The sequence below is a fragment of the Afipia sp. GW821-FHT04G03 genome, from assembly GCF_059419985.1.
On sequence record NZ_JBWKSV010000001.1, the window covers coordinates 1,167,387 to 1,182,297 of the forward strand.

At 62.2% G+C, this 14,911-nt stretch carries 22 protein-coding genes; 6 read left to right on the plus strand and 16 right to left on the minus strand.

What is annotated here, in order from left to right; all coding sequences use genetic code 11:
* Positions 1 to 12 precede the first annotated feature (12 nt).
* Positions 13 to 774 carry a S1 family peptidase gene (locus AC07UB_RS05710; protein ID WP_494651779.1) on the plus strand — a complete coding sequence of 254 codons (762 nt, stop codon included), beginning with the start codon at positions 13 to 15 and terminating at the stop codon, positions 772 to 774.
* 53 nt (positions 775 to 827) lie between these two features.
* Positions 828 to 1,109 (plus strand): hypothetical protein, encoded by a 282-nt coding sequence (locus AC07UB_RS05715; protein WP_494651777.1) that lies wholly within the window; start codon positions 828 to 830, stop codon positions 1,107 to 1,109.
* 365 nt (positions 1,110 to 1,474) lie between these two features.
* On the opposite strand, the gene AC07UB_RS05720 is transcribed toward AC07UB_RS05715, so the two are convergent.
* The gene (locus AC07UB_RS05720; protein ID WP_494651775.1) at positions 1,475 to 1,846 is read right to left on the minus strand and encodes a DUF2019 domain-containing protein; all 372 of its coding nucleotides are present in this window, start codon (positions 1,844 to 1,846) and stop codon (positions 1,475 to 1,477) included.
* Between the two features lie 445 nt (positions 1,847 to 2,291).
* On the opposite strand from AC07UB_RS05720, the gene AC07UB_RS05725 reads away from it, so the two are divergent.
* Positions 2,292 to 2,558 (plus strand): hypothetical protein, encoded by a 267-nt coding sequence (locus AC07UB_RS05725; RefSeq protein WP_494651773.1) that lies wholly within the window; start codon positions 2,292 to 2,294, stop codon positions 2,556 to 2,558.
* A gap of 44 nt (positions 2,559 to 2,602) precedes the next feature.
* Here AC07UB_RS05725 and AC07UB_RS05730 read toward each other — a convergent pair whose 3' ends face one another.
* The 7 genes from AC07UB_RS05730 to AC07UB_RS05760 all read right to left on the minus strand — a co-directional run bounded on the left by AC07UB_RS05730 (position 2,603) and on the right by AC07UB_RS05760 (position 7,560).
* Positions 2,603 to 3,874, minus strand: a complete 1,272-nt coding sequence (locus tag AC07UB_RS05730; protein ID WP_494651771.1) for a phage major capsid protein — start codon at positions 3,872 to 3,874, stop codon at positions 2,603 to 2,605.
* 355 nt (positions 3,875 to 4,229) lie between these two features.
* Positions 4,230 to 4,601 carry a hypothetical protein gene (locus tag AC07UB_RS05735; protein WP_494651770.1) on the minus strand — a complete coding sequence of 124 codons (372 nt, stop codon included), beginning with the start codon at positions 4,599 to 4,601 and terminating at the stop codon, positions 4,230 to 4,232.
* A gap of 3 nt (positions 4,602 to 4,604) precedes the next feature.
* The gene (locus AC07UB_RS05740) at positions 4,605 to 5,345 is read right to left on the minus strand and encodes a hypothetical protein (protein WP_494651768.1); all 741 of its coding nucleotides are present in this window, start codon (positions 5,343 to 5,345) and stop codon (positions 4,605 to 4,607) included.
* Entirely contained in the window at positions 5,315 to 5,908 is a 594-nt protein-coding gene (locus AC07UB_RS05745; RefSeq protein WP_494651766.1) for an HK97 family phage prohead protease, read from the minus strand. Before AC07UB_RS05745 ends, AC07UB_RS05740 begins: the two co-directional genes overlap by 31 nt.
* Positions 5,909 to 5,970: 62 nt before the next feature.
* Positions 5,971 to 6,162 (minus strand): hypothetical protein, encoded by a 192-nt coding sequence (locus tag AC07UB_RS05750; RefSeq protein WP_492792931.1) that lies wholly within the window; start codon positions 6,160 to 6,162, stop codon positions 5,971 to 5,973.
* Positions 6,163 to 6,165: 3 nt separating this feature from the next.
* Positions 6,166 to 6,381 carry a hypothetical protein gene (locus AC07UB_RS05755; protein ID WP_494651764.1) on the minus strand — a complete coding sequence of 72 codons (216 nt, stop codon included), beginning with the start codon at positions 6,379 to 6,381 and terminating at the stop codon, positions 6,166 to 6,168.
* 6 nt (positions 6,382 to 6,387) lie between these two features.
* Positions 6,388 to 7,560: a phage portal protein gene (locus tag AC07UB_RS05760; RefSeq protein ID WP_494651762.1), complete on the minus strand. Its 1,173-nt coding sequence runs from the start codon at positions 7,558 to 7,560 to the stop codon at positions 6,388 to 6,390.
* A gap of 147 nt (positions 7,561 to 7,707) precedes the next feature.
* Between AC07UB_RS05760 and AC07UB_RS05765 the strand changes: the two genes are divergently transcribed.
* The gene (locus AC07UB_RS05765) at positions 7,708 to 8,001 is read left to right on the plus strand and encodes a GIY-YIG nuclease family protein (protein WP_492792934.1); all 294 of its coding nucleotides are present in this window, start codon (positions 7,708 to 7,710) and stop codon (positions 7,999 to 8,001) included.
* A 66-nt stretch (positions 8,002 to 8,067) separates the two neighbouring features.
* On the opposite strand, the gene AC07UB_RS05770 is transcribed toward AC07UB_RS05765, so the two are convergent.
* The 4 genes from AC07UB_RS05770 to AC07UB_RS05785 all read right to left on the minus strand — a co-directional run bounded on the left by AC07UB_RS05770 (position 8,068) and on the right by AC07UB_RS05785 (position 10,875).
* Positions 8,068 to 9,336 carry a DNA-packaging protein gene (locus AC07UB_RS05770; protein WP_494652671.1) on the minus strand — a complete coding sequence of 423 codons (1,269 nt, stop codon included), beginning with the start codon at positions 9,334 to 9,336 and terminating at the stop codon, positions 8,068 to 8,070.
* Positions 9,323 to 10,015: a hypothetical protein gene (locus AC07UB_RS05775; RefSeq protein ID WP_494651760.1), complete on the minus strand. Its 693-nt coding sequence runs from the start codon at positions 10,013 to 10,015 to the stop codon at positions 9,323 to 9,325. The genes AC07UB_RS05770 and AC07UB_RS05775 overlap by 14 nt, the downstream gene beginning before the upstream one ends.
* Positions 10,016 to 10,135: 120 nt before the next feature.
* Positions 10,136 to 10,300, minus strand: a complete 165-nt coding sequence (locus AC07UB_RS05780; protein WP_492792936.1) for a hypothetical protein — start codon at positions 10,298 to 10,300, stop codon at positions 10,136 to 10,138.
* A gap of 203 nt (positions 10,301 to 10,503) precedes the next feature.
* The gene (locus AC07UB_RS05785; RefSeq protein WP_494651758.1) at positions 10,504 to 10,875 is read right to left on the minus strand and encodes a response regulator; all 372 of its coding nucleotides are present in this window, start codon (positions 10,873 to 10,875) and stop codon (positions 10,504 to 10,506) included.
* Between the two features lie 111 nt (positions 10,876 to 10,986).
* Between AC07UB_RS05785 and AC07UB_RS05790 the strand changes: the two genes are divergently transcribed.
* The gene (locus tag AC07UB_RS05790) at positions 10,987 to 11,157 is read left to right on the plus strand and encodes a hypothetical protein (protein ID WP_492792940.1); all 171 of its coding nucleotides are present in this window, start codon (positions 10,987 to 10,989) and stop codon (positions 11,155 to 11,157) included.
* Between the two features lie 149 nt (positions 11,158 to 11,306).
* Positions 11,307 to 11,549 (plus strand): hypothetical protein, encoded by a 243-nt coding sequence (locus AC07UB_RS05795; protein ID WP_494651756.1) that lies wholly within the window; start codon positions 11,307 to 11,309, stop codon positions 11,547 to 11,549.
* On the opposite strand, the gene AC07UB_RS05800 is transcribed toward AC07UB_RS05795, so the two are convergent.
* The 4 genes from AC07UB_RS05800 to AC07UB_RS05815 all read right to left on the minus strand — a co-directional run bounded on the left by AC07UB_RS05800 (position 11,503) and on the right by AC07UB_RS05815 (position 14,777).
* Entirely contained in the window at positions 11,503 to 12,207 is a 705-nt protein-coding gene (locus AC07UB_RS05800; protein WP_494651754.1) for an RES family NAD+ phosphorylase, read from the minus strand. The genes AC07UB_RS05795 and AC07UB_RS05800 overlap by 47 nt on opposite strands.
* 3 nt (positions 12,208 to 12,210) lie before the next feature.
* On the minus strand, positions 12,211 to 12,585 hold the full coding sequence (locus AC07UB_RS05805) for an antitoxin Xre/MbcA/ParS toxin-binding domain-containing protein (RefSeq protein WP_494651752.1): 375 nt from the start codon (positions 12,583 to 12,585) through the stop codon (positions 12,211 to 12,213).
* Between the two features lie 244 nt (positions 12,586 to 12,829).
* The gene (locus tag AC07UB_RS05810; protein WP_492792944.1) at positions 12,830 to 13,108 is read right to left on the minus strand and encodes a hypothetical protein; all 279 of its coding nucleotides are present in this window, start codon (positions 13,106 to 13,108) and stop codon (positions 12,830 to 12,832) included.
* Between the two features lie 91 nt (positions 13,109 to 13,199).
* Positions 13,200 to 14,777 carry an MDR family MFS transporter gene (locus AC07UB_RS05815; RefSeq protein WP_492792945.1) on the minus strand — a complete coding sequence of 526 codons (1,578 nt, stop codon included), beginning with the start codon at positions 14,775 to 14,777 and terminating at the stop codon, positions 13,200 to 13,202.
* Positions 14,778 to 14,911: the final 134 nt, after the last annotated feature.

Sequence of the window (14,911 nt, forward strand, 5' to 3'; positions counted from 1 at the left end):
TCAACCTTGCGGATGATCCATCCGCCCCGTCTTCTCTTTATTCTCGTTGCCGCAGTGCTTGCGCAGCCGGCACACGCCATTACCGGCAGCCGTTCCGCACCGTCCGAGGCGGTTGCGCGGTCGATCGTCACGGTGATCGGCTCGCGCGGCAACGTGTGCACCGGATCGCTGATCGCGCCGAACATCGTGCTCACCGCCGGTCACTGCATCACACCGAACACGTCGTACCGGGTCGTCGATTACTCGACGCAGCCGCCGCGCCTGCTCACCGCGCAGAAGACCGTCACCCATCCGCAGTTCAACATGCAGGCGATGAACGCGCATCGCGCCACCGCCGATGTCGCATTGCTGCAACTGCCCTCGCCCGTTCCGAACAAAGCGCCTGCAACGCTCGGCCTGCCGCGCATCCCGATCATGCCGGGCGCGCCATTCACCATCGCCGGCATCGGCACCACCGCCTCGGGCAGCGACGCAGGCGTCGGCACGGTTCGCGCGGCGGGGCTTACGGTCACGGGAAATCCCGGCACGCTGCAGGTGCGCCTGGTCGATCCGCTCACGCAGAACAAGCGCGCGGGCATCGGCGCATGCACCGGCGATTCCGGCGCACCGGTGTTTCAAGATCAGAATGGCATAAGCGTCATTGTCGGCGTGGTGAGTTGGTCCACCGGCGCAAACAACACGGACGGCTGCGGCGGCCTCACCGGCATGACGCCGCTGACATTATATAAAGACTGGATCGTGAAGACCGCGCGAAGCTGGGGCGCGGTCTTCTAGGACAGGCGACGCGCTCGCGGCGCACCGATGCGCGCAGGAACGAGGAACTGACCATGGGACGAGGTTTGGCGACAATCTTCCGGTTCGCGATCACCGCTGTGGCGTTCGTCGTGCTGACCCCGGCCGCGCTCGCGCAACAACCAGATGCAACGCTTTCGCGACCGCGCGCGAAAGCTGCAACATCAAAAGAAACCCAGAAACCGAAGCCCATCGCGCAGCCCCGCGCCGCGACACCCTGCACGGAATTCGGCGCCGGGTTTGTCCGGATGCCGGGCTCGGACACCTGCGTTCGCGTCGGCGGATCGATCGATGTGGGCGTCGGCATGTCGCGCTGAAGCGCGCTAACTCTCAGCGCCGTCCGCGATGCCGCCACTTCTTGCGCGGGTAGACTGACGGCGGCTGCGTATAAGGCTGTGAATACGAGTCTCGATACCTCTGCCGCGACTCCTGCAGCGCCCGCTGATAACCCGGCGAGCCAGTGATATTCGCCGCCCCGCCGCCGCGCGCGGAGGCTGGGCCCGAGAAGGTCAGCGCAGCAATAACGAAGAGCAACAAGCACGCGATCGCGGATTTATAGGAGTGTCTCATAACAGATGCCTCATGGCGGACGCGCCCCATCATCCTACTCTCCAAAGATAGAAAATCCGGATTAAATCAACTTGTTCCACGCCATGCTGAAGAAATAGACCGTTCGATCGCTTCAGGTCGGCTTGTAAAAGCCGGTATCAAGATTATGAAGACACATCCCCGCATCCCCAGCCTGTGGAAACCATTTCGAATCGACAATCGCTTGAAGCTGACTGCGCGCCTCAAGCGGCGCAACGGCCAGCGTTAATTTAGCGGCCTGCAACCGGGCGTGCATATTGGGAAATTTGTAAAGCTGAATGAGCATACGGCGCTGATCGCCGGGGCGGCGCTTCAATTCATCATGGATATCCTTCATACGGTCAAAAAGCCGATTATATTTTGCTGTTTGACCGACAAGGAGAGCCTTGTCTTGTTCTCGTGTGTTCTCGGCGAAGAGTCGAACCAGATCGTTGTCGCTAACCCCTGAAAGATCGACTTTCTTCATGGCTTGAGAACCCCGAACAGAACCATTGCGTTGCGTCCGACCTTCATCCGCTCGTCCCAATTCTTATCTGACAAATATTCTCGCGGCGATTTCCAGCCATATTCCGGGTTACGCGCCCCGTACCAACCCGTGATCTGATAATGTTTCAATCTCGGAATACTAACCAGATTGGAGGGATCATCAATCTGGCTTCTTGAGAAGCCGAAATATTCCGCCCATGTCTGTTCGACAACATAGTGCCTGTCGTAGCCGGCCCTGCTTAAACTGACTCCTCCCTGGAGTTCTTCGTAAGCCTTCGGTTCGTCACGAGCAGCCTGGATCAGATCCCGATCGAATGTCAGGTTCCTTCATCCGGCATTCAGACACGTGGCACGAGGATGATCTCCGCAGCCTCGTCATGCGGGAACTGCGCCGGCGCTACTGCCGATCACGAGGAGATCATGCGATGAAGAAAATTCTGTTCAGCCTTGCCATTGCCCTGCCCGTCGCGTTTGCGGCATCGCAAGCCTCGGCGCTGCCTGCCCACTCAACAAGCCCCATGCTCAGCCACACCGCGTCCTCCGACATCGTTGAAGTCAAGGGCGGCCACGGCAGAGGACACGGCTTTGGCAAGCACCACGGCTTCAAGCGCCACGGCTGGAGCCGTGGCCGCAAGGTCGGCTGGCGCGGCCGCGGCTGCCCTCCCGGACTCTGGAAACAGGGCCGCTGCTGAAGCGAAACAGCGGCGCGCTGTGATGCGCGCCGCTCATTCATCCCTCAACTCGCCGCGAACTTCACCAGCTTGATGGCGTCGAAATCCTGGACGCCGCCGCCGACGCGCTTGGTGGTGTAGAACAGCACATAAGGCTTGGCGCTGTACGGATCGCGCAGCACGCGGACGCCGACACGGTCCACGATCAGGTAGCCGCGCTTGAAGTCGCCGAACGCGATCGACAGCGAATTCGCGCCGATGTCAGGCATGTCCTCGGCCTCGATCAGCGGGAACGTCATCAGCGATGCGCGACCGCCCGCCTGCGCCGGCGGCTGCCAGAGATAACCGCCGCCGGTGTCCTTGAACTTGCGGATCGCGGCCTGCGTCTTGCGGTTCATCACGAACGTGCCGTTCTGCCGATAGCCCGCCTTCAGCGCGTAGATCGTATCGACCAGCACATCGGACGGATTGGAGCCGGGGAACGCGCCTGCCGATCCGCTCGCGACGTAACCGAGATTGCCCCAGGTCCACGAGCCGTTGGCCACCGCGGTATAGTTGAGGAAGCCCTTCGGCTTGTTGCTGCCGTCGCCGCTGACGAAGGCGGCGCCCTCCTGCACAGCGAAGGTCATCTCGACTTCGGAAGCGATCCACTCGTCGATATTCACCGCCGAGTCGTCGAGCAACGTCGCGGTCGCCGCCGGCATGGCGTAAAGCTCCATCGCTGGGAAGCTCAAGGCATCGAGTGTCGGCGACGTGGTCTGCGAACGTGTGTCGGTCTCGCCCACCCAGCCGGTGGCGGGGCCCGCGGTCATGAACGGCTTCTTGTAGACGTTGCCGGAAATCTCCCGCACCGAGGAAATGGCACGGATCGGCGAGATGGCGGCGAGCCGCGATCCGATTTCGTGTTCGAGTTCGGCCGGCACGAGGTAGCCGCCGTCCGCGTTGGAGCCAACCGACAGCGCCTTGGTTTCCACTGCGCGCAGCCCGCCGCTTTCGCCCTGGCGCACATAGGCGTCGAACGCGCTCTTGTGCTCCCGCGCCTGCGCATCGGTGGCGCGGGCACGCGAACCGTCCAGCCGGCCGCCTTCAAGCAAGGGCCGCGCGCCCTTCAGCGCGAGATCGTCGATCCGCTTCATCTGCGCGTCGAGCGCGCCATTGATGCGGTCGACTTTCTCATCGAGCAGCACGTCGGCACGGCGGCCGAGCGAGGCAAGACGTTCGTCGTTCGAGGCCTTGAACTCCTCGAACATCTGCATGATGGCGTCGTGCTCGCCGCGCGCGGCGGACGAGATGCCGGATTTATGCTCCGGCGCGGCGTCGTTGATGTCGTAGTCCATTTTCATTGCTCTCCTGATGTTGGTTCGTGTTGAACTTGAAATGCACAAACAAAAACGCCGCCCGAAGGGGCGGCTGGTCGGTGATAGCTCAGGGATAGTCGTTAACAGAACAGAACGTCGATTTTCACTGAGCCTCTGCGATCTAATCGAAAATAATGTTGCGAAGGTTTTCGGAGAGACACTCGCGCTTCAGTTCATCTTTAAAACGGTCCGCGAATACATAGGCACCCATACCAGGCTGTTTGTCCGTAAATTCTCTCATCACCTCCATGGTGATCGACCAGTCCGGGAAATCTGCGAGAATGGATTGTCATCACTCGCACCGCTCGCGACAAAATTGATGCAGCCGTCCAACTCAGAACGTCATGTCGCGCAATTCTGCCGGCAAGAATTCCCGCCTGAGTTCGTCCTTGATGCCACCGACGGAAACAACGATGCCCATGCCGGGCTGCTTGTCCGTGTATTTTTTCATCACCTGCATGGTGATCCGCCAATGCGGAAAATCAGCGAGAAGAAGCTGAAACCTTCGCGCGATCTGCGGCCACAAAGGAGAGAAAACGAGCTCCGTCTCCACAATATCCCAGCCCAAATCGTCCTCGACGACAAAATAATCGCGCTCTTTGAGCATTCCCTGCTCGCAGAACTCTCTGAGTACCTCAACGACCGGAGCATGGAGTTTCCGCCAGATGGCCTCGTGGGCTCGGATCGCCTCGAGTTTATCGCTCACCTTTCACTCCCTACCACTACGAAAGATACGACGGATCATCCTCATAACACGGTTATAGTTTCGAATTCGGGGCTCTTCTGTTTCTCTAATTTCCTTTAGAAGATCCCTGGCTTGTTCCGGTGTCATTTTACTGACTTCGATCTTCCGATCTTGGAAAAATTCTTCACTCAGTTCATTTATCGCATCATTGTATTCACGGTGAGGCCGATCCCAATAGTGCCCCCTCATCTCTCCATCAACATTGACACGTCCCTCCTTCAGCGGACCTGTCGTCGCCTGATCGAAAATGCGGCGAGTTTCGGGAGGCAAATCCCACTTTCCAAAGACGGCTTGCGGAAGTTCGTGGTGACCGCCCGGAGCATAATACGGCTCTCCGAAACTATCGAGAAGAGGCTTCCCGTCACTAGCAAGCTGAATACCTCCGAACGCGCCATCGCCGGGTGTGATCTGAAACAGCCCGAACAGGTCACTAAAACTCGGCAAGTCGCCGAAATTGATCCGCCCCGTCTGCGAGGCTGAATCGCCACCGGCACCGCCTCCGCCGTCCGTCCATCTGCCGCGCCAGTCACGCGGCTGACTCGGACTATATTTCCGCTCGTCGGGATGCGGTGGCGCCAGCCATCTGTCCACATCCGGCCGAATATACCGCGCCGCATCCGGCCGCATGAATCGCGCACGTTGCCGCGCGTGAAAAATTTCGACGTGCCGCAACATCAGCGCCCCGTCTTCGACAGCGAGCGCCACTCAACTTCAGCGCGCGTCCGCGGCGGCGACAGCTTTGGCTTGGGGAATGAGTCAAAGCCGCGCGTGCTCTGATCGCAAAACCGGTTTCCACTTTTGCGGAGCACGCGACCTTTCACCGCGCGAACGCGCGCGCCCGCCAGCAGCGGGAACGTGACGATCGAAATCTCCCAGAGATCGACCTGATACAGTTTACGGATGCGCGTCTTCGGATCGATCTGGCCGCGCACGGTGCGGTAGCCGATCGAGAGCCCGTCGATCGCGCCCTCGCTCACCAGCGCCAGCAGCTCGCGCCCGCGCGCGACATCGGGAATCAGCCGCCCCCTCGCCCATAGCCCGCGAAAATCTTCATGCAGGTCGAGCCAGATGCCGACCGGCTCGGCGGGATCGTGCTGGAACAGCATCGGGATCTTGCGCAGGCCCCGCTGCGCCAGCGTCTTGGTAAACGCGCCGGGCATCACCATGTCGCGCGCCTGGTCCACTTCGCCGAACAGGCTGGCGTAACCTTCCACCGTGCCGTCGCTTGCGAGCGACATGCGTGATGGCGATGACATCGGCGCGTGCATGGGCATCCTCGCGAACTGCGCGTGGTGGGGTTGGCCTGGTGATCGAAAATGTGCCGGAGGTGTTACGTCGCCTTGCGCTTCGCCTTGCGCCGCGCGGATTTGCTGCGCGCGGGTTTCGGCGATGCGGGCCGCGCCGGCGCCTTGTGCTGAATCCTGCCGAGATGCGCGAGAAATTCGCGGAACACCGTCAGATGGTCCGGCGTGGATTTCTGTTCGGGCTGTATCGCGCGCAACACCGTGTGCAACGTATCCATGAATTAATCCTCGTTGATGAAATGAGTGAGACCGCGATGGCTCTTTGCCCTGCGATTGAAACGCGACAACTGACGAACGAATTCATCGAACCGGCGCGACGCGGCGGCCAGCTCGCGCAGCGTGAACAGAAACGCGGCGCTCGCCGCCAGCGCCCACAGCAGCAGCGCCAGATGCGCGAGATCGCCGCGCTCGGTGAAAATGCGGATCAGGTCGGACATGGAAAGTCATCCCAAACGGTCGCCATCGGCAACCGGCGCATAGCCCGTCGCCTCGCGCTTCTCGTTCAGCGTGAGGAACGGCGCGCTCGCCACGCGGTCCCACAGTGCAGCGCGATCCGCCGCCAGCGCATCGATCCGGTCGGTATCGACGACGATGCGCAGCTCAGTGCCGAATTGCGGCGACAGCCATTGCGCCAGCGATGCACCGACGCGCGAGGCCAGCGGCAAAATCGTTTGCCGCCAGAACACGCGGTTGGCTTCCTGGAAATTCGCGTAGGTGTTGTCGCCGGGAATGCCGAGCAGCATCGGAGGAACGCCGAACGCCAGCGCGATCTCACGCGCGGCGGAATTCTTCGCCTCGAGAAAATCCATGTCCTTCGGCGTCAGCGACATCGCCTTCCAGTCGAGCCCGCCTTCCAGCAGCAGCGGCCGTCCGGCGTTCACCGCGCCCTGATAGGTCTCGGTCAGTTCGCGCTTGAGCCGGTCGAACTGTGAATCCGACAGCACCGCGCCTTCCGGCCCGGAGTACACCAGCGCACCGGAGGGCCGCGCCGCGTTGTCGAGCAACGCCTTGTTCCAGGCACTGCTGGCGTTATGGGTATCGACCGCAACCGCCGCCGCTTCGATCGGCGCTAACCCGTAGTGATCGTCGAGCGGATGGAAGAATGTCAGATGCAGGATCGGCGGCACCTGTGACGCAAGCTGATCGAACCGCACGCTGCGCCCCGCGACGCTGTATTCATAGGCCTCCGGCCAGCCGTCGGCGCCGGGCACAACTTTCATGCGGTCGGGCCGCAGCGCGTGCAGCTCGCGCACCTGGTCGCCGAGCGCAACGGCTTCGACATAGGCGTTGCCGGCCAGCAGCATGTGCGCGTAGAGCGCCTCAAAAAAACTCGCGCCGTCCTGCCGCGCGTTGGGCCGCGTCAAAAGCAGCGACAGCGGATGCGCCTCGCGCTCGACAGCGCCTTCATAAAGCAGAAATCCGCATGACGCGGCGTTCTCGGCGATCAGCCGCACCGCGCGATGCACGATGGCGTTGGCGAGATAACCTTCGCGCGCCAGCGCCGAATAATCGCGCGGCGTCCACCGCGCCCGCCCGCCGGATTCGAAGGCCAGCACTTTCGCGGTGCGGCTGGCCTTTGCTTCAGGGGACCGGAACAGGTTTTTGAAGTTAAGCATTTGAAATGTCCAGTTCTCGTGTCCCGGACGCGGCGCGGCATGAAATGCCGCTCCGCAGAGCCGGGACCGTTACAGACTCATAACTCTTGACGATCCCGGTTCCGCGAAGCCACGCTGCGGATAACTTCACGCTCGGGGCATGGATTGATGAGCAATCAGTTCTTCGTCTACATTCTCGCCAATACACCGCGCGGCGTGCTCTATGTCGGCGTGACAAACGATATGGCGCGCAGACTCACCGAGCATCGTGCGAAGCTCGCTCCCGGATTTACTGCTGCATATGGCGTGACAAGATTGGTACATCTCGAGGCATACACCTCGGTGATCGAAGCCAGATCACGCGAACATTCGCTCAAGCGTTGGCGAAGATCATGGAAATTTGACATGATCGAGAAACACAATCCGGACTGGTGCGATCTAAGCGACCAAATTTCAAACTGACCCTCTTGCGGTCCCGGTTCTGCGAGGCAGCGTTGCACGCTGCGTCGCGCCCGGGACACAAATTCCTCACAACCCCCGCACCCTCGGCGCGGCGCGCGTGGTGAATGTCAGTGACGCGATCGCCCACACCAGCGCGTCGAGCCGGTCCGGCGAGCGGCCCGACGTCAGGCCGGTCGGTCCGAAGTCGCACATCTCGTCTTCCAGCCCCAGAAAATTCCCGGCGTGCTTGACGCGGCCCTGCTCATACAAGGTCGCGACCGGCTCCGCGCGCAGCCACTTGCCCCGCGAGGCGCGCACCGAAACGACGGGCACGCTCGCATCGACCTCGTTGATGACCGCGCGGACCATCTCGCCGCCCTGATTGACCTCGGCCACCAGTGAATCCGCCTCCACGCGCCGCCACAGCGCAATGGCCTTCGCCGCCCACACCGCAGGCGTCGCGCCCGACACCGTGTCGTCGGCGATCACATAGATTCCGCCCTCGCCCGTGATGCCCGCAGCGACAATGCCGCAGGCGTCGGCGCGCTTGCCGGATGACGCCGGCGGATCGACCGCGACCACGATGCGCGACAACGCCGGCGTCTCGTTCACGCGGCAACTCTCGAGCAGTGTGCGCGACCACAGCGCGTCGGGCCGGTCCTCGATGATCTCGCCGTCGAGTTCCTGCCGCCCGAGCCGCGTATCCTTGTAACGCGCCAGCACGCCCTTCAGAAACGTCGGCGCGAGATGGTAAGCATTGGCCTGCGTCGCCGCGCGCGTGACGACGCTGGTCGGCTCGAGCATCAGCCTCTTGATCAGCGCGGTCGGACGCGGCGTTGTGGTAATGAGCTGGCGCGGCTGGCTGCCGAGCCGCAAACCGAACTGCAGCATGTCGAACGTCGCCTGGGCATAGCGCCACTTCGCCATCTCGTCGGACCAGGCGCAGCCGAATTGCGGGCCGCGCAGGCTTTCCGGATCTTCGGCGGAGAACGCATAGGCCACAGCGCCATTGCTCCATTCCAGCCGCCGCCGCGATGACGTCCAGACCGGACGCTCATCGCGGCGATGCACCGTGAGCAGCCCCGACACGCCCTCGATCATCACCTCGCGCACGTCGTGTTCTGTTTCGCCGACCAGGGCGATATTTGTGACCGGCGCCTCGGCCAGCGGCGCGATGCCGAGCGCCTGCGCCCTCACCCATTCCGCGCCCGCGCGCGTCTTGCCGGCGCCGCGTCCGCCGATCAGAAGCCATGTCAGCCACGGCTGACCGTTCGGCGCAAGGATCGGCGGCACCTGATGATCGTGCGCGAACACATCCCATCGCGACAAAATCAGTTCGAACTCAGCCCGGCTCATTCCCTCCAGCAGGAAACGGCGCTCCATTGGCGACCAGCCCTTCCAGGCGTCGCGAAAGTTCGCGGCGGAATTCGTCGAGGTCTCGGGGAACGGCGTCGTCATCGGCGGCTTTCGCTTTGTCGTCTCCGCTCGCCTCGCTGCGCAGCCGCATCACTTCCTTCAGTGTGCGTGCAAGCGACGCCAGCACGCGTGCGCGGCTCTCGGTCTCGATGCGTTGCGCGGGCGCGATGCGCATGGGATTGCCGATGATGCGCTCGATCTTCGACAGTTCGCGCTCGATGGCGTCGCTCACGCGCTCGACCATTGATGCGGACGGCGTTTCCCCCGGAGGCGGATCGTTGGCGTTGTCCACGGCCGTGCGTTTGCGGGGCCCGCGCACCGGGCGCGCCGCCCTCGCCCGATCGAGCGCGTCCCGCGCCTCATGATCGTGCTCATCCACGGCGATATTGTCGGGATGCTCGTTCAGCACTTTCGTCCGCGGACGCCGTTGCTTTTCAGGTTTGGTTTCGGCGGGCTTGATAGCCTTCGGCTTTTTGGCCGTGGTCCTCCGAGGCACCGCTTTCTCGCCGGTCGCGACCTTCCTGACGGCAACCTTTGCTCTCTTCTTGGCGGCTGTCTTGCGCGCAGCTTTCTTCGCCACCGGCTTTTTCATCGGCGTGGAGGAAGGCTTGCTGGGCATCGTGAAACTCGCGAGCTGATACGACAACGCCGCGCTGAAGCGCGGCGTTTAGGAAAATTCAGAATTCCGCAACGAGGGCGATGCGCTCCCTCGCCCCGCCTGCGGGGAGAGGTGAAGAAACTAGGTCCGGAAGAACACGAACCAGATGATCGCGAGCACGAAACCCGCCGCGATGGTGCTGATGGTCAGGAGCGCCAGGATCGACGGCCCCGGCTCTGCGCCCCGCGCTTCGGTGGGTGTTTCGACGATCCGGCGTTCGCCTTCGATATGCTCGACTTTTGCCATGACGTCCTCATTCATTCGAATGCGCGAAGATGCGCGGTCATATGAAGGAAACGCCTGATGCCAAGGGTGGTTCCGGTGTGGTGCGGCAGCTTGCCCCGAAGCACAATTCTGGAGCATGACGCAACACTACTGCGGCAGCGTTACGCTGTCAAGGATTATTTTCCTATAAAAGAATTCTCGGAAGCGAACGCCGCTCCCTCCGCCTAGTGCACCGCGTGCCGACGGCAGGACTGCTCCGCCTCGCGCAGCAATTCCAGCGGCAGCCACGGCTTCGGCATGAACATGACATTGTCGGGAATGTCTTCGACATCTTCACTTGAGGTGACGATGACGTCGATATGCGGATAGCGCCGCGTGGCGATCTTCGCCAGTTCGATTCCCGACATGTCGGCGAGATCCGCGGTGAGCATCAGCGTCAGGTCGCTTCCGGATTTTTCCAGCACAACAGCCGCCGCCTCCGCGCTTCCGCACTGAATGACATGCATGTCGCTTTCCTCGAGAATCAGGCTGACGAGTTCTCGCTGCAACTGGTCGTCTTCAACGACCAGCACGATGTGTTTCCAGGCGCGTCCCATCGTTGCCTCCCGTTCCATGAGTAAAGGCAATGCGTCCGCGTCCCATAAGTTCGATATATTGCATAAGGAACGAAATCCTCGGAACCACGTTTGACTGGAAAGAGGTGCGTCATGAAAGAAGTGGTCGAGCGGGTGATGAAGGCGTTCGCGCAAAAGCACACGGAGATGACACCGGAGCAGGAGCGCAAGGTGCGCGCCGAAGTTTCCGATTTCGTGGCGGAACTTCTGTCGAAGCGCGCGGCGCAATTGACAAGGTTCAGCGGCGTCGAACCTCGAACCTGATTTAATTTGTAACGAAAAATTCCAGCACCCCGCCCTCATTGCGAGAGGCGGGTTTTCGTTTGACCTTCGATCCCAGGGAACGACCAGGAACAACGAGGAACGGAACCCGCGCGAGGCCGTTGCCACCTGACAGTGTGGAGGTTCCCGTCATGACACATCAGGAGCGTGTTCTCGACGCCGTGCTGCGGGCACAGGGTCTTCTGGCGCAGTATATCGAGCCGGGCCCGCATGATTGCGCCCAGACCCTGAGCAGGCTTTTTCTGATCTTCGACGACCAGGAACTGACCGCCGCCGTCAACCTGTTGAATCTGGAAACTGCCGGGGCGGCCATGGCGGCGGACGCTGTCAGGCGCTCACCCACCTCTCCTCTTTATAATCGAACCAGCGGCTGAAGCGTTTGCCGTCCCATTCGTATTGCAGATGCCGCTCCTGCACCGGCACACCGATCACATCCGGCCAGAACGCCGCAACGCATGAGCCGCCTTCGTCGCGCACGCTCGGATAAACGATGCCGTCGCTGTCCGCTTCGCGCAGCCCCGCAGCAAACGGCCGGCTGTGGACATAGGACTTCGGATCGAGGATTCGCCGCCTCGATTTGTCATCGAGCCGCGACACGTCATGCAGCCGCGCGTCGATGCCTCCCAGCAGCACGCGCATGTCCTCGCGGCGCGGCGGATCGTTCGAATCCGAAGCAAAGCGCGCGAAGTGATAGCCAGTCTCTTTAATTGCGGTCTGCAACGTGCGCGCGGCGTAATAGACGCCGTAGCTGCCGTCCGAAAACCGCGAGCCGTGCCTGTTGATGTGCGTGAACGGCGCCATCACCCATGACGCGTTCGGCCCGGTCACGCGCCGCTCCGGCGGCACCAGCGCGATCTCGCCGGTCTCGTCGCGCACGCGCGGATTGGTGGCCTGCTCGAGTTCGATCAGCACATCCCACACCGCGGGATTGTCGGAGACGCGCTCAAACAACGCGATCGGCGGATAGCGCGAGGCGATGATCCGCCACGCCTCCCGCCAGCGCACGCGCGTTAAGGCCGGTTCATCCGCCACGCGTTAAGACCACGGCGCGCGCGCGGCATCGACATAAGCGCGCACCGCCGCGAGATCGGTGACGTCGCCCGCGGTCATCCGCGCCAGCGGCGTCTGCCCGGCGAAAAACTTGTTCGGCCGCATGATCCAGCCGTCGGCCAGCGCGGCGTCAGAATAGACGATCTGCAACGCCTTCCAGATGCCGGCGACATAGCCGATCCGGCGCAGCGTATCCTCCGGCACCCGCGCCGCCTTGCCGCTCTTCCATTGAAAGAACGTGCGCTCGGCCGGGTTGCCGAGGATGCGGCGGGCTTCGGTGTTGCCCACACCCCACCGCGCCATGATCTGGAAGAATCCTTCCAGCGCGCGGCCATGGCGGGCGGCGGGAATGATATCCAAGACTTTCTGCGGATTTGCAGTCATTGGCCTACTTTATGCGATATTGCATAAGATAGGGATTTGGCCTGCGGGCGTCAACGGGCGGCCCGACGTATGCCGGGAGCCGTGAAACGCAATTCTGGAGCATTCCTGAACCCTACAGCGGCAGCGTCACGCTGTCAAGGATTAATTTCCTATACCCGAAGCCGCCAGATTGACACCCGACGGGGGAGTGTTCCCGGCAACAAAGGGAGCTGACTGTAAATCAGCCGCCGCCGATATCCTGCGCGGTGCAAATGCCTCTGGCGACACGCTGCCGGACCTTGGCCTCGCAATAACTGTTGCAGATCTGGCCGTTCAGCTTGCTGCATTTCGTCATGCAGGCCTGATAGGTGCAACTTGCGCCGCCCGCGGATCCGGCAGTCGCGGCCTGCGGCGCGGACATCGCGCTCGCGAACAGATGCACGATCAGCAACCCGCCCTTCAACATGCCCTGCTCCGTCTCATGCGGCTCGGTTTGGCAGAATGCAGCACCGCGCGGCATCCGGCGCAACCCGGACGCGCGCCGTCGCCATTTTGCCTTATGCGCCGGAGTTCGTCACCGTTTCGCCTTTTGGTGTCAGCGGGGCGTTTTGCTACTCCGCCATCTCGGCGGCGGGCTGCGGCGGACCGGCGAGCGGACGCTCTTCCATCAACGCGATGAGCGTCGCGGCGGTCGCAAGCAACACGGCGGCGGCGGCGAATACATAACGGAACGCCGCGATCATGTCGGCGCTCGCGATGGCATGTTTCGCGCCGATCTGATGCTCCGCGCCGATGGTGAGATTTCCGCCGAGCACCATCAGCAGGATCGCGGTGAAAATCGCCACCGTGAATGAGGCCATCAGCGAACGGAAGAAATTCATCGCGCCGGTCGCGGTGCCGACCTGCATCCGCGGCACCGCATTTTGAATCGAGACGACACTCACAGGAAACACCGTGCCGAGACCCACCGCCATGAGCGACAGCGCCGCAAGCAATTGCCACAGCGGCAGCGGTGTCGCTACCGCCAGCGCGAACGCAGCACTGGTCGCAAGACTCACGCCGGCAATCGCCGCGCGCTTGTAGTGCTTGGTGAACATCATCGCACGGCCCGCGATCCACGCGCCAAGCACCGACACCGCAACCAGCGGAATCAGAGCAAGCCCGGCTTCGCTCGCGGTGAGGCCATAGACGACTTCGTAGTACAGCGGCATATGCACCGTGAGACCGATCATGGTGCCGATGGCGCAGCCGCCCGCCGCCATCGCGTACGGCACCACCGTTCCCGACAGCAATGGAATCGGCAGGAACGGTTCGTCGGTGCGGCGCGCATGCCAGACGAAGGCAGCACCGAGAAAAATTGCCGAGCCAACCATCGCAATGATCGCGGGCGACGCCCAGGCGAAACGATTGCCGCCCCATGTCAGCACCAGCATCACGATCACTGCGGACGCCATCAGCAGCACGCCGCCGAGCCAGTCGACCTTGCGCTTGCGATGAAAGACCGGAATCTTTTTCATCTTCGGCAGCAGCAGCGCGAGCGACAGCGCGCCGAGCGGAAGATTGATCCAGAAGATCACCGACCAGTGCAGATGTTCGGCGAACAATCCGCCGAGCACCGGACCGCCGATGCCGGCCGCGACCCACACCGATGAGAAATAAGCCTGGTACTGGCCGCGTTCGCGCGGCGTTACCACGTCGGAGATCACGGTTTGCACCAGCGGAAGAATGCCGCCGCCGCCGATGCCTTGCAGCGCGCGCGCAAGAATCAGCGTCAGGATATTCGGCGCGACTGCGCACAGCACGGAACCGAGCAGGAACAGCGCCAGCGCAATGACGATCATGTTGCGGCGGCCGTAGATGTCGCTCAGCGTGCCGTAGACCGGCGCAACCGCGGTTGATGACAGGAGATACGCCGTGATCACCCAGGACAGATTGCTGACGTCCTGAAACTGGCGTCCGATGGTTGGCAGCGCAGTGGCCACGATGGTCTGGTCGAGCGCGGTGAGAAACATCGTGAGCATCAGGCTCAGCAGGATGGTCCGCACTTCGCTTTTCGAAAGCGGCGGCGCCGGGACGATGGGCGGCGCGTCGGTCAGATCGATCACTTCAGTCGCGATGTTGGAAATTTCGTCCGTTGCGTCCAGCGCCTCGTCGGTTGCGTCGCCGCGCTGTCGATGTGTCTCGGTCATGAATCGTCGGACGTTTTTCTGAGACGGTTTCCTGAAAGGAAGAATATTCCGGAGAATGGCCCGAGGGCAAAAGGCCTGCACTCAAAATCTCTCGGACGACGGCAAACATAGCCTGTTTCGCGCGGCCCCATAAG